The sequence below is a fragment of the Kitasatospora arboriphila genome (genome assembly GCF_039528095.1).
GTDB classification, from domain to species: Bacteria; Actinomycetota; Actinomycetes; order Streptomycetales; family Streptomycetaceae; genus Kitasatospora; species Kitasatospora arboriphila.
Window position 1 is genome coordinate 13,670 of record NZ_BAAALD010000054.1, and the last position, 19,909, is coordinate 33,578.

Consider the following 19,909-nt stretch of genomic DNA (forward strand, 5'->3'; position numbering starts at 1 on the left):
GGCGGACGGTCGAAGGAGACCGTGCGCCGCCCCTCGCCATAAGCCAAGGAAGTAGCCACAGATGAGCCGCTCCGCCCACCCCGCAGGCCCCCGCCACGGCGACGTGCTGCCCGAGGGCCACTACCTCGCCCCGCCGAGCGACCTGAACGCGCTCGACCCGAAGGTGTGGTCGAAGACCGTCACCCGCGACGGGAACGGCGTGGTGACCGTCGGCGGCCTCGACGTGAAGGCGCTGGCGGCCGAGTTCGGCACCCCCGCCTACCTGATGGACGAGGCGGACTTCCGGGCCCGGGCCCGCGCCTGGCGGGACGCGTTCGGCACGGACGCGGACGTCTATTACGCCGGCAAGGCGTTCCTCTCCAAGGCGGTCGTCCGCTGGCTGCACGAGGAGGGCCTCAACCTCGACGTGTGCAGCGGCGGCGAACTGGCCGTGGCGCTGGCCGCCGGCATGCCGGGGGAGCGCCTGGCGCTGCACGGCAACAACAAGTCGGTGCACGAGCTGGAGCAGGCGGTGAAGGCCGGGGTCGGCCACGTCGTCGTCGACTCCTACGAGGAGATCGAGCGGCTGGCGGCGGTCGCCGAGCGGCAGGGCGTCCGCCAGAAGGTGCTGATCCGGATCACGGTCGGCGTCGAGGCGCACACCCACGAGTTCATTGCCACCGCGCACGAGGACCAGAAGTTCGGGCTGTCGCTGAACGGCGGCGCCGCGGCCGAGGCCGTCCGCCGGGTGCTCGCCCACCCGGCGGCCCTGGAGCTGCGCGGCATCCACTCGCACATCGGCTCGCAGATCTTCGACACCGCGGGCTTCGAGGTGGCGGCCCGCCGGGTGGTCGGCCTGCTGGCGCAGATCCGCGACGAGCACGGCATCGAGCTGCCGGAGATCGACCTCGGCGGCGGCCTCGGCATCGCGTACACCAGCGAGGACGACCCGCGGGAGCCCGCCGAGATCGCCGCCTCGCTGGCGGAGATCGTCCGCCGCGAGTGCTCCGCCGCCGACCTGGCCGCACCGCGGCTCTCGGTGGAGCCGGGCCGCGCGATCGTCGGCCCGACCGCCTTCACCCTGTACGAGGTCGGCACGGTGAAGCCGCTGGACGGCCTGCGCACCTACGTCAGCGTGGACGGCGGCATGTCAGACAACATCCGCACCGCGCTGTACGACGCCGAGTACTCCGTCGCCCTGGTCTCCCGCACCAGCGACGCCGAGCCGATGCTGGTCCGCGTGGTGGGCAAGCACTGCGAGTCCGGCGACATCGTGGTCCGCGACGCCTTCCTGCCGGCCGACCTGGCCGCCGGGGACCTGATCGCGGTGCCGGCCACCGGCGCGTACTGCCGGTCGATGGCCAGCAATTACAACCACGCCCTCAAGCCTCCCGTGGTCGCCGTCCAGGACGGTGCGGCCCGGGTGATCGTCAGGCGCGAGACGGAGGAGGATCTCCTGCGTCTGGATATCGGCTGACGAAATCCTTGTCTCAGATCATGGACCGGCCGTAGATCCGTGCGGAAAGTCCCGGAGACTGGTAGAGACCGAATACCGTCGGGCACGGGGAATTGCCCGGCGGAGACCGAGAATGCAGAGCGGAGTCGGATGATGCGTACGCGCCCGCTGAAGGTGGCGTTGCTGGGCTGTGGTGTGGTGGGCTCCGAGGTGGCGCGCATCATGACGACGACGGCCGACGACCTCGCCGCGCGGATCGGCGCTCCGGTCGAACTCGCCGGGATCGCCGTGCGCCGGGCCGGCCGCCCGCGCCCCGGGGTGCCCGAGCACCTGATCACCACCGACGCGGAGGCCCTGGTCAACCGCGGCGACATCGACGTGGTGGTCGAGGTGGTCGGCGGCATCGAGCCGTCCAAACAGCACATCCTCTCGGCGTTCGCCAACGGCGCCTCGGTGGTCTCCGCCAACAAGGCGCTGCTCGCCCAGGACGGCGCCGAACTGCACGAGAAGGCCGCCGCGGCCGGTGTCGACCTGTACTACGAGGCCGCGGTGGCCGGTGCGATCCCGCTGATCCGCCCGCTGCGCGAGTCGCTGGCCGGCGACAAGGTCAACCGGGTGCTGGGCATCGTCAACGGCACCACCAACTTCATCCTCGACAAGATGGACACCACCGGCGCCGGGTACTCCGAGGCGCTGGAGGAGGCCACCGCGCTGGGCTACGCGGAGGCGGACCCGACCGCCGACGTCGAGGGCTTCGACGCCGCCGCCAAGGCCGCGATCCTGGCCGGCATCGCCTTCCACACCCGGGTGACCGCCGCCGAGGTCTACCGCGAGGGCATCACCGAGGTGACCGCCGCGGACATCGCCTCGGCGAAGCAGATGGGCTGCGTGGTCAAGCTGCTGGCGATCTGCGAGCGTGCCGCGGACGGCGAGTCGGTGACCGCCCGGGTCCACCCCGCGATGATCCCGCTGACGCACCCGCTGGCCTCCGTCCGCGAGGCGTACAACGCGGTGTTCGTGGAGTCCGAGGCGGCCGGCCGGCTGATGTTCTACGGCCCGGGTGCCGGCGGCTCGCCGACCGCCTCCGCCGTCCTCGGCGACCTGGTCGCCGTCTGCCGCAACAAGCTGGCCGGCGCCACCGGTCCGGGCGACTCGGTGTACACCAAGCTGCCGGCCAAGCCGATGGACGAGGTCGTCACCCGCTACCACGTCAGCCTGGACGTCGACGACCGCGCGGGCGTGCTCGCCCAGGTCGCGTCCGTCTTCGCCGAGCACGGGGTCTCCATCGACACCGTGCGCCAGCAGGGCCGCGACGGCGACGCCTCGCTCGTCGTGGTCACCCACCGCGCCACCGACGCCGCGCTGTCGGCGACGGTCGACAAGCTCCGCGCGCTGGACAGCGTGCGCGACGTGGCCAGCATCATGCGGGTCGAAGGGGAGTAATCGACATGAACGCCATCGCCGAGAGCAGAGTGAGCGGCGCCCGCACCCACCAGTGGCGCGGCCTGATCGAGGAGTACCGCGACCGGCTGCCGGTCACCGCGGCCACGCCCGTGGTGACCCTGCTGGAGGGCGGCACGCCCCTCGTCCCCGCCCGGGTGCTCTCCGAGCGCACCGGCTGCGAGGTGTACCTCAAGGTCGAGGGCGCCAACCCCACCGGGTCCTTCAAGGACCGCGGCATGACGATGGCCATCTCCAAGGCGAAGGAGGACGGCGCCCAGGCCGTCATCTGCGCCTCCACCGGCAACACCTCGGCCTCCGCCGCCGCCTACGCGGTGCGGGCCGGGATGGTGCCGGCGGTGCTCGTGCCGCAGGGCAAGATCGCCCTCGGCAAGATGGGCCAGGCCATCATCCACGGCGCCCAGATCCTGCAGGTGGACGGCAACTTCGACGACTGCCTCACGCTTGCCCGCGAGCTGTCCGAGAAGTACCCGGTGGCGCTGGTGAATTCGGTGAACCCGGTGCGCATCGAGGGCCAGAAGACCGCCGCCTTCGAGATCGTCGACATGCTCGGCGACGCCCCGGACATCCACGTCCTGCCGGTCGGCAACGCGGGCAACATCACCGCGTACTGGAAGGGGTACCGGGAGTACGCCGCGGACGGCCTGGCCACCCGCACCCCGCGCATGTGGGGCTTCCAGGCGGCGGGTTCGGCCCCGATCGTCGACGGCGCCCCCGTCCGCTCGCCGCAGACCATCGCCACCGCGATCCGGATCGGCAACCCGGCCTCGTGGGAGTACGCGATCGCCGCGCGCGACGACTCCGGCGGCCTCATCGACAAGGTGACCGACCGTCAGATCCTGTCCGCCTACCGGCTCTTGGCCTCCAAGGAGGGCGTCTTCGTGGAGCCCTCCTCGGCCTCCGGCGTGGCCGGCCTGCTGGCCAAGGCCGAGGCCGGCCTGGTCGACCCCGGCCAGCGGATCGTCTGCACCGTCACCGGCAACGGCCTCAAGGACCCGGACTGGGCGGTGGCCGGCGCCCCGCAGCGCCCGGAGATCGTCCCGGTCGACGCCGAGGCCGCCGCGCTCCGCCTCGGACTGCTCGACTGACGGCGGTTCAGCCGCACCGCGTGCCCCGGGCCGACCCTTTCGGGGGTCGGCCCGCGGCCGTCCCGCGATGACACGTACGTGTTGATTCCGCGCCGATTTCCCGACCCATTTCCGCATCGAATCCGGCCACAAACGGCAACACGGCAGATCGGTGCCGAGCAGGGTGTACCGCTGTGGAACCTGTCTTCGATAGGCTGGTTCCGTCGGGACGCGCATAGGTGCGCACATTCCCGCACCCGCCGGGTGTCCCTGCAATGCGGGTCCCCCGCCGCCGTACCACCGCTGGCCCCACCCCCGTCGGGCAGCCCTCACTCCCCAGGAGAGTCCACCGCATGGCCGGTCCTGCGTTCCGTGCCGCCGCCGTCCGGGTCCGGGTCCCCGCGACCAGCGCCAACCTCGGCCCCGGCTTCGACGCCTTCGGACTCGCCCTGGGTCTCTACGACGACCTGGTCGTCCGCGTCGCCGACTCCGGCCTCTCGGTCGACATCGCCGGCGAGGGCAGCGACAGCCTGCCGCGCGACGAGCGCCACCTGGTCGTCCGCGCCATGCGGGCCGCCTTCGACCGCCTCGGCGGCCAGCCCCGCGGCCTGGAGGTGGTCTGCGCCAACCGCATACCGCACGGCCGCGGCCTCGGCTCGTCCTCCGCCGCCATCTGCGCCGGCATCGTCGCCGCCCGCGCCGTCACCATCGGCGGCGCGCACGCGCTCGACGACGACGCGCTGCTCGCCCTCGCCTCCGAGCTGGAGGGCCACCCCGACAACGTGGCCGCCTGCCTGCGCGGCAACTTCACCGTCGCCTGGACGGCCGAGGACGGCGCCCGCACCATCGTGCTCGACCCGTCCGACCAGGTCGTCCCGGTGGTCTTCGTGCCCGCCACCGAGGTGCTCACCGAGACCGCCCGCGGCCTGCTGCCCAAGACCGTCCCGCTGGCCGACGCCGCCGTCAACGCCGGCCGTGCCGCGCTGCTGGTCGAGGCCCTCACCCGCCGTCCCGAGCTGCTGCTCACCGCCACCGAGGACCGCCTCCACCAGGACTACCGCGCCTCGGCGATGCCCGACAGCGCCGCCCTGGTGGCCGCCCTGCGCGCGCACGGCGTCCCGGCCGTGATCTCCGGAGCGGGCCCGACCGTGCTGGCACTCACCGACGAGGCCTCGGCGGAGAAGGTGCTCGGCCTCGCCGGGCCCGGGTTCGCCGCCCACCGGCTGGAGTTGGACCGTGCCGGTGCGTGCGTGCTGCCGCTCGACGTCTGAGCCGACACCGAACGCGGCCACACCCGCGGGAACGGAAACGATTGACAACAACAGGGCTGGGGAATGTGTCAGGGGGTCGGTAGTGTTAACCTCATTGCTGCACCAGACATCCTCCGGGGTTCGGTGCGCCGCGTCCCGATCCCGCCCCTTCAGGTTGGCACCGTCCGCACCTGCAGGGTCCGGAAGGACGGGACCACGATTTTCCGGGAGCCCACCACAGCGCGTACGCAGCCTGCCTGCGCGACTGAGGCGCATCCCGAAGCCGTGACGGCACCTGACTCCCACCCGCGGCCTCCGCACTGAGGCACGGGCGGGCGGAGCCCGAGGTACCGCCACGCGACGGGGGCCCGGGAACCAAACAGGCAGCGAGGCCGGCACGAGAACCGGCCCACCGCGCCACTTCGCACCACAGTGCACCGCACTTTCGCAGCGTCCACCCGATCGGCTGGTCCTTTCGGGGGGACGACCGCCTCGGACCAGCGTGATTCGGCGTTGGTCAGGACAGCACAACCGGTCGCCGAGCCAGACAGGCCGACGTCCGCTCCAGGGAAGGACCCTTAGTGAGCGACACCACCGATCTGATGGGCGCGCGCCCGGACGCAGATGCGTCGGACGCAGCCGCCGCCCCCGCGGCCCCGGCCAGGCGCCGTCGCAGCGCCGCCGCAGGCCTCGACGGCCTGGTCCTCGCCGAGCTGCAGAAGCTCGCCACGGGCCTCGGTATCAGCGGTACCGGACGGATGCGCAAGAGCCAGCTCATCGAGGCCATCAAGGAGAAGAGCGGCGGCGACCCGCTGCTCGCCGGCGGCGCCGCGCCCGCTCCGGCCGCCAAGCGCACCACCGCCAAGGCCGCTGCCGCCGCCCCCGCCGAGGAGGCGCCCGCCGCCCCGGCCGCCGAGGAGAAGCCGGCCCGCCGCACCCGTGCCACCGCCGCCGCTGCCGCCGCCCCCGCGGAGCAGCCGCAGGCCCAGATCGAGATCCCCGTCCAGGCCGCCGCCGAGGCCGCGCCGGCCCGTACCGAGCGCACCCGCCGCCGTGCCACCTCGGCCGCCGGCCCGGCCGCCGCCGCGGCCGCCGCCGAGCAGGCCGGCACCGTGGTCGCCGAGGCCAAGGCCGAGACCCGCACCGCCGAGCAGCGCCCCGCCGAGGGCGAGACCCGCACCGAGCGCCGCGACCGCCGTGACCGGCGCGACCGCCGCGAGGGCGGCGAGCGCACCGAGGCCGCCGCCGAGGGCCAGGACGCCGAGGGCCGCGAGTCCCGCCGCGACCGCCGCAACCGCCGCGACCGCGACCGGGCCGAGCGCCAGCCCGGCCAGGGCCAGCAGCAGGCCGGCACCCAGCAGGACAGCCAGGCCGGCCGCCAGGGCCAGCCCGCCGGGCAGCAGGCCGGCGGCTACGACGACGACGAGTTCGGCGACGGCCGCCGGGGTCGTCGCGGCCGCTACCGCGACCGCCGTGGCCGCGGCCGCCGCGAGGGCTTCGAGGGCGGCACCCCCGAGCCGCAGATCGGCGAGGACGACGTCCTCATCCCGGTCGCGGGCATCCTCGACATCCTCGACAACTACGCGTTCGTCCGTACCTCCGGCTACCTGCCGGGGCAGAACGACGTCTACGTCTCGCTCGCCCAGGTGCGCAAGCACGGCCTGCGCAAGGGCGACGCCATCACCGGTGCGGTGCGCCAGCCCCGCGACGGCGAGCGCCGCGAGAAGTTCAACGCGATGGTCCGCCTCGACTCGGTCAACGGCATGGACCCGGACGGTGCCCGCAACCGCCCCGAGTTCGGCAAGCTGACCCCGCTGTACCCGCAGGAGCGGCTGCGCCTGGAGACCGACCCGGGTGTGCTGACGACCCGGATCATCGACCTCGTGTCGCCGATCGGCAAGGGCCAGCGCGGTCTGATCGTCGCCCCGCCGAAGACCGGCAAGACGATGATCATGCAGGCGATCGCCAACGCGATCACCCACAACAACCCCGAGTGCCACCTGATGGTCGTCCTCGTCGACGAGCGTCCGGAAGAGGTCACCGACATGCAGCGGTCGGTGAAGGGCGAGGTCATCTCCTCGACCTTCGACCGTCCGGCCGAGGACCACACCACCGTCGCCGAGCTCGCCATCGAGCGGGCCAAGCGCCTGGTGGAGCTGGGCCACGACGTGGTGATCCTGCTCGACTCGATCACCCGCCTCGGCCGCGCCTACAACCTGGCGGCGCCGGCCTCCGGCCGCATCCTGTCCGGTGGTGTCGACTCGACCGCGCTCTACCCGCCGAAGAAGTTCTTCGGTGCCGCGCGCAACATCGAGAACGGCGGCTCGCTGACCATCCTCGCCACCGCCCTGGTGGAGACCGGCTCCCGCGCCGACGAGGTGGTCTTCGAGGAGTTCAAGGGCACCGGCAACATGGAGCTCAAGCTCGACCGCAAGCTCTCCGACAAGCGGATCTTCCCCGCGGTGGACGTCGACGCGTCCTCCACCCGCAAGGAGGAGATCCTGCTCGGCAACGAGGAGCTGGCGATCGTCTGGAAGCTCCGCCGGGTGCTGCACGCGCTCGACTCGCAGCAGGCCATCGAGCTGCTCCTGGACAAGATGAAGCAGACCAAGAGCAACGCCGAGTTCCTGATGCAGATCGCCAAGACCACCCCCGGTTCCGGCGACTGACCCGGCTCGTTCCGCAGGGCGAGGCCCCGCACCGCACCCGCGGTGGGGGCCTCGCCCTTTGCGTGCACCCGGCGCCGTCGTGCCCCGGGGCGGCCCTCCCGTCCCCGCCGATCGGCGGAGACGGGATTCCCTTATGCTCGAAAAACCCCGTTCGAGCAGAAAGGGGAGGGGATGTCCGATCAGCGAGAGCCCCGGAGCAGACGCCGCAAGGTGCTGCGCATCGCGGTGTTCACCGCGATCGGGCTGCTGCTGGTGGGTGCGGGTGCGGCCGGCTACGCGTACTGGAAGCTCAACGGCAACATCCGCAGCGTCGACATCGACACCCAGCTCGGCCCCGGCCGTCCGCCCGCCTCGGTGGGCGGCGCCTTCAACATCCTGCTGCTCGGCTCGGACTCCCGGGCGGGCGCCAACCACTCGCTGGCCGGCGGAGCGGTCGGCGACACCGCACGCTCGGACACCGCGATGGTCGTCCACGTCAACCGCGAGCACACCACCGCCTCGGTGATCAGCATCCCGCGCGACACCCTGGTCGCCCGGCCGGCCTGCACCGCCCCGGACGGCACCAGCACCCCGGCCCTGCGCAGCGCGATGTTCAACTCCGCGTACGAGGTCGGCGGACCGGCCTGCGCGGTGAAGACCACCGAGCAGCTGACCGGGATGCGGATGGACCACTTCGTCGAGGTGGACTTCGCCGGGTTCGCGGGCCTGATCGACGCCATCGGCGGGGTGGACGTCACCACCACGGTCGACATCTCCGACCAGGACAGCGGACTGCACCTGGCGGCCGGCAACCACCACCTCAGCGGCACCCAGGCGCTGGCCTTCGTCCGCACCCGGCACGGCGTCGGCAACGGCAGCGACCTCGGCCGGATCGAGCTGCAGCAGCAGATGGTGAAGTCGATCATGAAGCAGATCGGCGCGCTCGGGCTCACCTCCAACCCGGCGCACCTGTGGTCGATCGCCGACAAGCTCACCAAGTCGATGACCACCGACTCCGAGCTCGCCTCGGTCAGCGCCCTGGTCGGCCTCGCCAACACCCTCAAGGGCATCGGCCCGGACCAGATGACCATGGTGACGCTGCCGGTGGTGTCCGCCCCCAGCGACCCGAACCGGGTCGTGCCGCGCACCCCCCAGGCCGGCCAGCTGTGGGCCGCCCTGCAGGCAGACGGGGCCGTCCCGCAGTCGGTGGTGAGCATCCAGCCGTCCAACCCCGCCGACAGCACCCCCAGCCCCTCCACGGGCACCGCCACCCGCACCCCGGGCGGCGCGACCCGCAGTCCGGTCGGTGCGGCGGGCCGGGAATAGTCCGGGCCGCCTCCCGGTTTGGGAAGAGGCGGCCGGTGCTGGCACACTGGTCCGTCGGTCCCGGTTCACGCGCGGCTGCCTGCCGCCGACCCGGTGCCCTCCCGAAACCTAGGAGAGACCCTTGAAGGCCAACGTTCACCCCGAGTACGTCGTGACCAAGGTGACCTGCACCTGCGGTAACGAGTTCACCACCCGCTCGACCGAGACCAGCGGCGAGATCCGCGCCGAGGTCTGCTCGGCGTGCCACCCGTTCTACACCGGCAAGCAGAAGATCATGGACACCGGTGGCCGCGTGGCCCGCTTCGAGGCCCGCTTCGGCAAGAAGCTCAGCGGCGGCAAGGCCTAGCGCTTCCACGGCGCCGGTCTCGGCGTCCCCGCGCATCCGCGGGGGCGTCGGGCCGGCGCCGTTCGCATCTCCCCGGTCCGCGCCGCCGCTCGGCGGCCGGACCACCCCTCTCGCCCCACCGGTACCCACGGAAGTAGGCCCACCCCATGTTCGAGGCAGTCGAAGAGCTCCTCGTCGAGCACGCCGACCTCGAGACGAGGCTGGCCGATCCGTCCGTCCACGCCGACCAGGCGAACGCCCGCAAGCTGGCCAAGCGCTACGCGGAGCTGACCCCGATCACCCGTACCTACCGCGCCTGGAAGCAGACCGGCGAGGACATCGAGGCGGCCCGCGAGCTCGCCGCCGAGGACCCGGAGTTCCTCGCCGAGGCGAAGGCCGCCGAGGCCCGCCGCGAGGAGCTGACCGAGGAGCTGCGGCTGCTGCTCGTCCCACGCGACCCCAATGACGACAAGGACGTCATCCTGGAGGTCAAGGCGGGCGAGGGCGGCGAGGAGTCGGCGCTCTTCGCCGGCGACCTGCTCCGGATGTACCTGCGCTTCGCGGAGCGGGTCGGCTGGAAGACCGAGATCATCGACTCCAACGAGTCCGACCTCGGCGGCTACAAGGACGTCTCCGTCGCCGTGAAGACCAAGGGCGGCGCCGAGCCCGGCCAGGGCGTCTGGGCCCGGCTGAAGTACGAGGGCGGCGTGCACCGCGTGCAGCGCGTCCCGGCCACCGAGTCGCAGGGCCGCATCCACACCTCCGCCGCCGGCGTGCTCGTCACCCCGGAGGCCGAGGAGGTCGAGGTCGAGATCCACGCGAACGACCTGCGGATCGACGTCTACCGCTCGTCCGGCCCCGGCGGCCAGTCCGTCAACACCACCGACTCGGCCGTCCGGATCACCCACCTGCCGACCGGTATCGTTGCCTCCTGCCAGAACGAGAAGAGCCAGCTGCAGAACAAGGAGCAGGCGATGCGCATCCTGCGCTCGCGCCTGCTGGCGGCGGCCCAGGAGGAGGCCGAGCGGGAGGCCTCCGACGCCCGCCGCAGCCAGGTCCGCACCGTCGACCGCTCCGAGCGCATCCGGACGTACAACTTCCCGGAGAACCGCATCTCCGACCACCGCACCGGCTTCAAGTCCTACAACCTGGACCAGGTGCTGGACGGCGACCTGAACGCGGTGATCCAGTCCTGCGTGGACGCCGACGCGGCAGCCAAGCTGGCCGCCGCCCAGGAGAACTGAGAACCGGGCCGGGCGCCCGAGAAGTCAGAGGTGTGGTCGGATGAACCTGCTGCTCGCCGAGGTGGCGCAGGCCACCCAGCGGTTGGCCGCGGCCGGTGTGCCGTCGCCGCGCTTCGACGCGGAGGAGCTCGCCGCGCACGTCCACGGCGTCAAGCGCAGCCAGCTGCACACCGTGCCCGACGGCGACTTCGACGCCCGGTACTGGGAGGCGGTCTCCCGCCGCGAGGCCCGTGAACCGCTGCAGCACATCACCGGGCACGCCTTCTTCCGCTACCTGGAGCTGGAGGTCGGCCCGGGCGTCTTCGTGCCCCGGCCGGAGACCGAGACGGTCGTCGAGTGGGCCATAGACGCCGTCCGCGACATGGACGTCGCCGAGCCGCTCGTCGTCGACCTCTGCACCGGCTCGGGCGCCATCGCCCTCGCCCTCGCTCAGGAACTGCCCCGCTCCACCGTGCACGCCTTCGAGCTGGACGAGGGCGCGCTCGCCTACACCCGGCGCAACGTCGCGACCAGCCCCGACCGGGCCCGGGTCCACCTGCACGAGGGCGACGCCACCCGTGCCTTCGAGGACGACCGCTCCTGGGACGGCCGCTTCGACCTGGTCATCAGCAACCCGCCGTACATCCCGCTCACCGAGTGGGAGTACGTCGCGCCCGAGGCCCGTGACCACGACCCGCAGATGTCGCTGTTCTCCGGCGAGGACGGCCTCGACACCATCCGCGGCATCGAACGGGTCGCCGCCCGGCTGCTGCGCCCCGGCGGCGCGGTGGTCATCGAGCACGCCGACACCCAGGGCGGCCAGGTGCCCTGGATCTTCAACGAGGAGGGCGGGTGGACGGACGCCGCCGACCACCGCGACCTCAACGGCCGGCCGCGCTTCACCACCGCCCGCCGCGCCGCCCTGTGACTTCGTGACTTCGCCGTGAACTTCGGAAGGGGACCGCACCGATGAGCCGCCGCTACGACTGTGCCGATACCGGGGACCGCGCCACCGGGCTGCGCGAGGCCGCTTCGGCGATCCGCCGCGGCGAGCTCGTCGTGCTGCCGACGGACACCCTGTACGGCGTGGGCGCCGACGCGTTCTCGCCGGAGGCGGTGGGCGCCCTGCTCGACGCCAAGGGCCGTGGCCGCAACATGCCCTCCCCGGTGCTCGTCGGCTCGCCGACCACCCTGCACGGCCTGGTCACCGACTTCTCCGAGCAGGCCTGGGAGCTCGTCGACGCCTTCTGGCCGGGCGGGCTGACCCTGGTCGCCCGCCACCAGCCCTCGCTGCGCTGGGACCTCGGCGACACCCGCGGCACCGTCGCCGTCCGGATGCCGCTGCACCCCGTCGCCCTGGAGCTGCTCAACACCACCGGCCCGCTCGCCGTCTCCAGCGCCAACAAGACGGGCGGACCCTCGCCCGCGACCTGCGACGAGGCCCAGGGCCAGCTCGGCGACGCCATCTCGGTCTACCTGGACGGCGGCCGCGCGGACCACGCCACGGCCTCCACCATCGTCGACGTCACCGGCAAGACCCCCGTCGTGCTGCGGGCGGGCGCGATCAGCGTCGAGCAGCTGAGGGAGGTCGTCCCGGACCTGGAGGCCGGCAGTTGACCGCTGCGTCCCTGTACGCCGCGGGCCCCGGCCCGGCCAGGTTCGCGGCCGCCCCGTACCGGGCGGCCGCGCCGCGATCGGTCGACACCTTCCGTATCCTCTTCGTCTGCACCGGGAACGTGTGCCGCTCGCCGATCGCCGAGCGGCTCACCCGCCACGAGCTGGCCGCCCGGCTCGGCGCCGCCTCGCACCGCTTCGTGGTCGAGAGCGCCGGGACGTGGGGCCACGAGGGCGCCCCGATGGAGGCGCACGCCGCCACCGTGCTCGGCGAGTACGGCGTGGACAGCGCGGGCTTCGCCGGCCGCGAGCTGCTGGACGAGCACGTCATCGACGCCGACCTGGTGCTCACGGCCACGCTCGACCACCGCGCCCAGGTGATATCCATGGGCCACGCGGCCGGCCTGCGCACCTTCACCCTCAAGGAGTTCACCCGCCTGGTGCGGCGGATCGACCCCGTGACCCTGCCCGAGCCCCGCGGCGGCGACCAGCTGCCGGAACGGGCCCGCGCCCTGGTGCGGGCGGCCGCGGCGCTCCGCGGCTGGCTGCTGGCGGCCTCGCCCGAGTCCGACGAGGTCGACGACCCGTACGGCGCGCCGATCGGTATGTTCCGCAACTGCGGCGAGGAGATATTCGACGCCCTCGACCCGGTCGTCACCGCCCTGACGGGAGTGCGCGGGCAGGCCTGAGCGACGGCGCCCGGCAGGCCCTCCGGGCGCCCCCACCCGCCCCGGGGTGCCGCCCGCCCGCACGGCGCGGGGGATTGCGGGGGATCGGGTGGAGAAACCGTGCACGCCGTGTGCCCGGAGCGTGCGCGGGCGTCGACACCGGCCGACGGGCCGTCCGCGGCGGCGGGCGCCGCACCCGCCCCGACGGCGCAACGCGGCCGCGCACGGGCGGCCCCGGGGGCGGCCCCGACCTACGCTGGAGGGACCCGCCCGCCGCTTCCGGGAGCTGCGCCATGTCCGTCACCCCCACCGTGCACGGCCCGACCGAGACCGACGCTCCCGCCGCCGGGGCGCGCTGGGAGCCCGCGGAGGCGCTCCGCCGCGCCGACCCGCTGCTGGCCGACCTGCTCGCCGCGGAGGCCGAGCGACGGGCGGAGAGCCTGCAACTGCTGGCCGGCGAGAACATCACCAGCCCGGCCGTGCTGGCCGCGCTCGGCGGTCCGCTGATCGACAAGTACGCCGAGGGCTACCCGGGCCGGCGCCACCACACCGGCTGCGCGCTGGCCGACACCGCCGAACTGCTGGCGGTCGACCGGGCCCGCCAGCTGTTCGCCGCCCCGCACGCCAACGTCCAGCCCCGGTCGGCGACTTCGGCGATGCTCGCGGCGTACGCGGCGCTGCTGCGGCCGGGCGACACGGTGCTCGCGATGTCGCTGGAGCACGGCGGCCACCTCAGCTGCGGATCCCGCGCCAACTTCTCCGGCCGCTGGTTCGACTTCGTCGGCTACGGCGTCCGCGAGGACAACGGTCTGATCGACCCGGAACAGGTCCGCGAGCTCGCCCACCGGCACCGCCCGAAGGCGATCATCGCCGGCGGCATCTCCTACCCCCGGCACGTCGACTGGGCCGCCTTCCGCGCCGTGGCCGACGAGGTCGACGCCTACCTGATCGCCTCCGCCGCCCAGACCACCGGGCTGGTCGCGGCGGGCCTGGCGCCCTCCCCGGTGCCGTACGCGGACGTCACCGTCGCCGCCACCCACAAGCTGCTCCGCGGTCCCCGCGGCGGCCTGCTGCTGTCCACCGTGGAGCTCGCCGACCGGGTCGACCGCGCGGTCTTCCCGTTCACCCAGGGCGGCGCCGCGATGAACGAGGTGGCCGGCAAGGCCGTGGCCCTCGCCGAGGCCGCCGGCGAGGACTTCGCCGCGTACGCCCGCCGGGCCGTGGACGGCGCCCGGGCCCTCGCGGGCGCGCTCGCCGAGCAGGGCGTGCGGCCGATGACCGGCGGCACCGACACCCACCTGGTCACCGCCGACGTCAGCCCGCTCGGCCTGAGCGGCGTCGACGCCGAGCGGCGCTGCGCCGCGGCCGGGCTGATGCTCGGCAAGTGCGCGCTGCCCTTCGACCCCGCGCCCGCCGCCGAGGCCTCCGGGATCCGGCTGGGCACCGGCGCGGCCGCCGCCCAGGGCATGGGGCCGGCCGAGCTCGCCGAGGTCGGCACCCTGATCGGGGAGCTGTTGCGCGGCGGCCCGCAGGCCCGGATCTCCGCGCGTGTGCGCGAACTCGCACGGGCGTTCTCCGGCCGCCGCTGAGGCGGCCGCAGCGGGCCGTGGAGGCCGTGCGGAGGGGCCGTCCGGGGCTCCCGGGCGGCCTCCGCGGCGTCCGGGGAGAACCGCGGTGCGCGTCCTGCTCGTCCGACTCAATAAGGTGTGACCGTGGCGACGCACCTCGAACCCCGAACCATCCCGGGAGTACGCTCCGTACTCATCCGTCGGACCGTGATGCAGGAGGCCAGTGGTGCGTGAGTATCTGCTGGTGCTCTTCGTCACCGCCGCGGTGACGTACCTGCTGGTCAGCCCGGTGCGGAAGTTCGCGATCGCCGCCGGTGCGATGCCGGCCGTCCGCGCGCGCGACGTGCACCGCGAGCCCACCCCGCGGCTCGGCGGCATCGCGATGTTCGGCGGGCTCTGCGCCGGCCTGCTGGTCGCCTCCCAACTGACCAACATCGGACGGCTGTTCATCCAGAGCGCGGACGTCCGGGCGCTGCTCTCCGGCGCGGGGATCATGTTCGTCCTCGGGGTGCTGGACGACAAGTGGGGCGTGGACGCCCTGGTGAAGCTGGGCGGTCAGATGATCGCCGCCGGCGTGATGGTCTGGCAGGGCGTGACGGTCATCTCGCTCCCGGTGCCCGGCGTCGGCACGGTCGCCGTCACCCCGACCCAGGGCATGATCATCTCCGTCACGCTGGTCGTCGTGATGGTCAACGCGGTGAACTTCATCGACGGCCTGGACGGCCTCGCGGCCGGCATGGTCTGCATCGCCGCGATGGCGTTCTTCCTGTACTCGTACCGCCTGTGGATCGGCTACGGGGTGAACGACGCCGCCCCCGCCGCGCTGTTCAGCGCCGTCCTCATCGGCATGTGCCTGGGCTTCCTGCCGCACAACCTGCACCCCGCCCGGATCTTCATGGGCGACTCCGGCTCGATGATGCTCGGCCTGATGCTGGCCGTCGCCGCCATCTCGATCACCGGCCGCGTCGACTTCGACTACATCACCTCCCGCACCGGTTCGCAGACCGCCACCGTCCACGCCCTGGTGCCGATCTACATCCCGCTGCTGCTGCCGCTGACCGTCATCGCGCTGCCGCTGGCCGACCTGCTGCTCGCCGTCGTCCGCCGCACCTGGGCCGGCAAGTCGCCGTTCGCCGCCGACAAGCAGCACCTGCACCACCGTCTGCTGCAGGTCGGCCACTCGCACAGCCGCGCGGTGCTGATCATGTACTTCTGGGCGGCGCTGATCGCCTTCGGCACCGTCGCCTTCTCGGTCGCCAACACCGGCCGCACCGTGGTGCTGGCCTTCGCCGGGCTCTGCCTGGTCGGCCTGGTCGTGCTGCTGATGCCGCGCTTCCGCCCGCACGCGCCGCGGGCCGTGCAGGCCGTCGTGCCGCCCCGCTACCGCAAGGCCCGGGCCGAGGCGCCGGCCACCGGCCCGGAGGCCGCCGCGGAGGCACTCGGCGGTGCGGCGGACGAGGCCGCGGCACCCGACGGGGCGCCCGCGATGGCCGAGCTCTCCGCCAAGGACAAGGCACTGCTGAGCCGGATCGGCAGCGGGGCCACGGCGGTCGGGCAGCGGAGCCGCGCGAAGGGCTGAGCGCGCGCCCCGGAGGTGGCCGGGGCGCCCCCCGAGGGCGCCCGCGACACGCCCGCCGATGCGTCTGACCGGCCGTCAACAGCCCTCACCCGTACGGCGGCACCCTTCGGCCATCGGTGTGACAGGTACCACACGTTCATGGTAAAGCTCTCATCAAATAGTTTGTGATACCGTTCACGAGTACCGAGAACACGCCGAAAGACCTGACGGGCGGAGCGCTCTCCACCCCCGGTCGGTCTCCTCGACTGGCTCGCCGTCGAGCGGCCGGCCTGCGGCTGTGGTTCCCGGTGCGGCGTCCCCCCGCCGCGCGCACACCCATATGCCAGTCCCCCGTTGCCGACATGCCGCCGGAGCTGCCGACATGCCGTCCCACGACGCCCGGATCATCCGAGGCGCCGCAATCCCCACTGCGGTCGCCGGCCTGATCGCCGCCGTCATTGCGACCTTCGTCGTGGGGACCAAGGGGCTGATCGGCGCTCTCGCCGCCGTCCTCCTTGTGATGGCGTTCTTCAGCTTCGGCCAGGTCGCGCTCGACCGGCTCACCAGGAACAACCCGCAGATCCTCATGGCAGCTGCGCTGCTCGTCTACACGACGCAGATCCTGCTGGTCGCGGTCGTCCTGGCGGTGTTCAAGAACACCACCCTCTTCGACACCAAGGTGTTCGGCTTCACGTTGCTGGGCTGTGCCCTGATCTGGACGGGTTTCCAGGTGCGCGGCGCGATGAAGGCCAAGATCTACTACGTGGAGCCCGAACCCCGCGACGACAAGCCGAAATCCGGGCGTCAACCGTGACGGGGGCGGGCTGTCCCCCTCGCACGGGGGGCGGTGTTTATGCCCTCCTGACGGGCTGCTATCGTCCGTCCCGACGGCGGAGTACGGGATGCGGCCAGATCGCTCCGATGATCGGACGGATCGCCCCCCGACTCCATGAAGTCTTCGAAGATCCCGCGGCAGGGATACGCGCCGCGCAGGGTCCGCGAGAAATCCAACAAGTTCCAGTGCCGCTCCGTGGCCGAGGGCCGCGCCGACACACCGAGGTTGCCGTAACCATGCGTCATGACGAAGGAGTCTGTGGTGGGTGCTGACGTCCAGCTCGCCTCTGAGGCCGGGTGCCACCTGTTCTCCGGTTGCGGCTTCCCGGCTCCGGGCCTGAACGAGTTCGACTTCAAGCCGATCTTCTCCATCGGCAGCGTCGACTTCACCAAGCCCATGCTTCTGTCCATCATCTGCGCCCTGCTGGTGGTGGCGTTCTTCTGGGCCTCCTTCGCCAAGCCGAAGCTGGTCCCCGGGAAGCTCCAGCTGGTCGGTGAGATCGGGTACGACTTCGTCAAGCGAAGCATCGTGCTGGAGACGATCGGCAAAAAGGGCGAGAAGTACGTCCCGATGCTGGTCTCGATGTTCTTCTTCGTGTGGGTGATGAACATCATGTCCATCATCCCGTTCGCCCAGTTCCCGGTGATGTCGAGGATCGCCTACCCGGTGGGCCTCGCGGCGGTCGTGTGGGTCACCTACATGACGCTGACCTTCAAGAAGCACGGCTTCGTCGGCGGTCTGAAGAACCTCTGCTGGCCCTCGGGCATCCCCGGCTGGGTCATGTTCATCCTGGTCCCGATCGAGTTCATCTCGAACATCTTCGTGCGGCCCTTCACGCTGGCGGTCCGAGCCTTCGCGAACATGTTCGCCGGCCACCTGCTGATCGTCGTGTTCTCGGTCGCCTCCTGGTACCTGCTCAGCCCGAGCATCGGCGCGCTCTACGGCACCACCTCGTTCATCGTGGCCGTCGGTCTGACCGCGTTCGAGCTGCTGGTGCAGTTCCTGCAGGCCTACATCTTCGTGATGCTGGCCAGCAGCTACATCGCCGGTGCCCTCGAAGAGGCGCACTGAGCCGCGCAGCCCCCTGGCTGCCCACCCAGAAACGTCCGGTGGCCAACCACCACCGGTTCACATCCCCGCAAAGGACAAGCTGAAATGGCACAGCTCGCTGAGGTCGTCGGTTCCATCGCTTCCGTCGGTTACGGTCTCGCTGCGATCGGCCCCGGCATCGGTGTCGGTCTGATCTTCGGTAACGGCGTCCAGGCCATGGCCCGCCAGCCCGAGGCCGCCGGTCTCATCCGTTCCAACATGTTCATCGGCTTCGCGCTGACCGAGGCGCTGGCGCTCATCGGCATCGTCATGCCGTTCGTCTACGGCACCGGTAAGTAATTCCCCTGCCGCAGACCCATTCGAGGAAGGTCCAGATATGAGCATCGCGGCTCACATCGCGGCCGAGGAGCAGATGAACCCGCTCCTCCCCGCATGGCCCGAGATCATCATCGGCCTGCTCTGCTTCTTCATCGTCTTCGGCTTCCTCGGCAAGAAGCTCCTTCCCAGCATCGAGAAGGTGCTGTCGGAGCGTCGGGATGCCATCGAGGGCGGCATGGAGCGCGCGGAGGCCGCTCAGGCAGAGGCCCAGGTCCTGCTGGAGCAGTACCGTGCCGAGCTCGCCGAGGCGCGTCACGAGGCCGCTCGGATCACCGAGCACGCCCGTGAGCAGGGCGCTGCCCTGGTCGCCGAGATGCGCGAGGAGGGCCAGCGTCAGCGCGAGTCCATCGTCGCCGCCGGCCACGCCCAGATCGAGGCTGACAAGAAGCAGGCTACTGCCGCCCTGCGCCAGGACGTGGGCTCGCTGGCCTCCCAGCTGGCGTCCCGCATCGTGGGTGAGTCCCTCGAGGACCACGCCCGGCAGAGCGGTGTGATCGACCGCTTCCTCGACGAGCTCGAGGCCAAGGCCGCCGCCTCGGCGGGTGCCAAGTGATCGGCGCCAGCCGCGAGGCCCTGGCCGCCGGCCGGGAGAACCTCGAGAGCCTGACCGACAACACCTCGGTGGACGCGGCCAAGCTCGCCGAGGAGCTCACCGCCGTCACGGCCCTGCTGGACCGCGAGGTCTCGCTGCGCCGCGTGCTGACCGACCCCTCGCGGTCGGGCCAGGACAAGGCCGGGTTCGTCGGCACGCTGCTGACGGGCCAGGTTTCCGGTGAGACGGTCGACCTGGTCTCCGGCCTCGTCCGGTCCCGCTGGTCCGGCGCGCGCGACCTGGTCGACGCGGTGGAGGAGCTCTCCGCGTACGCCGAGGTCATCGCCGCCGACAAGGCCGGTGCCCTGGACGACGTCGAGGACGAGCTGTTCCGGTTCGGCCGGGTCGTCGCGGGCTCGCACGAGCTGCGCGCCGCGCTGACCGAGCCCAAGGCCGACGCCGCCGCCAAGGCGGCCCTGGTCAAGAAGCTGCTCGGCGGCCGCGCCAACGCGGGCACCGTCCGCCTGGTCGTCTCCCTGGTCACCGCCCCGCGTGGCCGTAGCCTGGAACAGGGCCTCGAGTCCTACTCCAAGCTCGCTGCCGCCCGTCGCGGCCGCGTGGTGGCCCTGGTCACCAGCGCCGTGCCGCTGTCGGACCGGCAGAAGGAGCGGCTCGCCGCCGCCCTGGCCGGCCTGTACGGCAAGCAGATCCACCTGAACATCGACGTCGACCCCGAGGTCGTCGGCGGCGTGAAGGTGCAGATCGGCGACGAGGTCATCGACGGCACGGTGGTGAGCCGCCTCGAAGGCGCTCGCCAGGGCCTCGAAGGCTGACCGAAGAAGAGCATCATCCGACCCTCGGTCGGGCGTCGGTTCACACCGAGTGAACCGGCAAAACGTACGGCCGGTTCACCCCGACCCGGCCGAGAGTCGAGCACTTGCGGCCCTCAATGGCGGGCCGAGGATCGCAAA

The 19,909-nt window shown here is 72.2% G+C and carries 18 protein-coding genes; all 18 read left to right on the forward strand.

Annotation, left to right across the window (positions count from 1 at the left end):
- Positions 1 to 61 precede the first annotated feature (61 nt).
- The 18 genes from lysA (at position 62) to ABD353_RS24980 (ending at position 19,771) form a co-directional block, all read left to right on the forward strand.
- Entirely contained in the window at positions 62 to 1,456 is a 1,395-nt protein-coding gene (lysA, locus tag ABD353_RS24895) for a diaminopimelate decarboxylase (protein WP_344625894.1), read from the forward strand.
- A 129-nt stretch (positions 1,457 to 1,585) separates the two neighbouring features.
- Positions 1,586 to 2,878, forward strand: a complete 1,293-nt coding sequence (locus ABD353_RS24900) for a homoserine dehydrogenase (protein WP_344625895.1) — start codon at positions 1,586 to 1,588, stop codon at positions 2,876 to 2,878.
- A gap of 5 nt (positions 2,879 to 2,883) precedes the next feature.
- Positions 2,884 to 3,984 (forward strand): threonine synthase, encoded by a 1,101-nt coding sequence (thrC, locus tag ABD353_RS24905; RefSeq protein ID WP_344625896.1) that lies wholly within the window; start codon positions 2,884 to 2,886, stop codon positions 3,982 to 3,984.
- A 332-nt stretch (positions 3,985 to 4,316) separates the two neighbouring features.
- On the forward strand, positions 4,317 to 5,234 hold the full coding sequence (gene thrB, locus ABD353_RS24910; RefSeq protein ID WP_344625897.1) for a homoserine kinase: 918 nt from the start codon (positions 4,317 to 4,319) through the stop codon (positions 5,232 to 5,234).
- A gap of 560 nt (positions 5,235 to 5,794) precedes the next feature.
- On the forward strand, positions 5,795 to 7,882 hold the full coding sequence (gene rho, locus ABD353_RS24915) for a transcription termination factor Rho (RefSeq protein ID WP_344625898.1): 2,088 nt from the start codon (positions 5,795 to 5,797) through the stop codon (positions 7,880 to 7,882).
- A gap of 171 nt (positions 7,883 to 8,053) precedes the next feature.
- A complete protein-coding gene (locus ABD353_RS24920) occupies positions 8,054 to 9,187 on the forward strand; it encodes an LCP family glycopolymer transferase (RefSeq protein ID WP_344625899.1) in 1,134 nt (377 codons plus the stop codon).
- A gap of 121 nt (positions 9,188 to 9,308) precedes the next feature.
- Entirely contained in the window at positions 9,309 to 9,533 is a 225-nt protein-coding gene (gene rpmE / locus ABD353_RS24925; RefSeq protein WP_030268015.1) for a 50S ribosomal protein L31, read from the forward strand.
- A 146-nt stretch (positions 9,534 to 9,679) separates the two neighbouring features.
- Positions 9,680 to 10,756 carry a peptide chain release factor 1 gene (prfA, locus tag ABD353_RS24930; protein ID WP_344625900.1) on the forward strand — a complete coding sequence of 359 codons (1,077 nt, stop codon included), beginning with the start codon at positions 9,680 to 9,682 and terminating at the stop codon, positions 10,754 to 10,756.
- A gap of 40 nt (positions 10,757 to 10,796) precedes the next feature.
- Complete coding sequence (gene prmC, locus ABD353_RS24935) at positions 10,797 to 11,663, forward strand: peptide chain release factor N(5)-glutamine methyltransferase (RefSeq protein WP_344625901.1); 867 nt, start codon at positions 10,797 to 10,799, stop codon at positions 11,661 to 11,663.
- A gap of 41 nt (positions 11,664 to 11,704) precedes the next feature.
- Positions 11,705 to 12,352, forward strand: a complete 648-nt coding sequence (locus ABD353_RS24940) for an L-threonylcarbamoyladenylate synthase (RefSeq protein WP_344625902.1) — start codon at positions 11,705 to 11,707, stop codon at positions 12,350 to 12,352.
- Between the two features lie 95 nt (positions 12,353 to 12,447).
- Positions 12,448 to 13,038, forward strand: coding sequence for an arsenate reductase/protein-tyrosine-phosphatase family protein (locus ABD353_RS24945; protein ID WP_344625929.1), 591 nt, complete (start codon positions 12,448 to 12,450; stop codon positions 13,036 to 13,038).
- Positions 13,039 to 13,310: 272 nt separating this feature from the next.
- Complete coding sequence (locus ABD353_RS24950; protein ID WP_344625903.1) at positions 13,311 to 14,606, forward strand: serine hydroxymethyltransferase; 1,296 nt, start codon at positions 13,311 to 13,313, stop codon at positions 14,604 to 14,606.
- Positions 14,607 to 14,811: 205 nt separating this feature from the next.
- On the forward strand, positions 14,812 to 16,164 hold the full coding sequence (locus ABD353_RS24955; RefSeq protein WP_344625904.1) for an MraY family glycosyltransferase: 1,353 nt from the start codon (positions 14,812 to 14,814) through the stop codon (positions 16,162 to 16,164).
- 361 nt (positions 16,165 to 16,525) lie between these two features.
- Positions 16,526 to 16,957 carry a Cg1360 family ATP-synthase-associated protein gene (locus tag ABD353_RS24960; protein ID WP_344625905.1) on the forward strand — a complete coding sequence of 144 codons (432 nt, stop codon included), beginning with the start codon at positions 16,526 to 16,528 and terminating at the stop codon, positions 16,955 to 16,957.
- A 264-nt stretch (positions 16,958 to 17,221) separates the two neighbouring features.
- Positions 17,222 to 18,049, forward strand: coding sequence for a F0F1 ATP synthase subunit A (atpB, locus tag ABD353_RS24965; protein WP_344625906.1), 828 nt, complete (start codon positions 17,222 to 17,224; stop codon positions 18,047 to 18,049).
- 84 nt (positions 18,050 to 18,133) lie between these two features.
- Positions 18,134 to 18,367, forward strand: a complete 234-nt coding sequence (gene atpE / locus ABD353_RS24970) for an ATP synthase F0 subunit C (protein ID WP_030268024.1) — start codon at positions 18,134 to 18,136, stop codon at positions 18,365 to 18,367.
- A gap of 37 nt (positions 18,368 to 18,404) precedes the next feature.
- Positions 18,405 to 18,959, forward strand: coding sequence for a F0F1 ATP synthase subunit B (locus tag ABD353_RS24975; RefSeq protein ID WP_344625907.1), 555 nt, complete (start codon positions 18,405 to 18,407; stop codon positions 18,957 to 18,959).
- Positions 18,956 to 19,771, forward strand: a complete 816-nt coding sequence (locus ABD353_RS24980; RefSeq protein WP_344625908.1) for a F0F1 ATP synthase subunit delta — start codon at positions 18,956 to 18,958, stop codon at positions 19,769 to 19,771. The genes ABD353_RS24975 and ABD353_RS24980 overlap by 4 nt, the downstream gene beginning before the upstream one ends.
- The last annotated feature ends 138 nt before the right edge of the window (positions 19,772 to 19,909 follow it).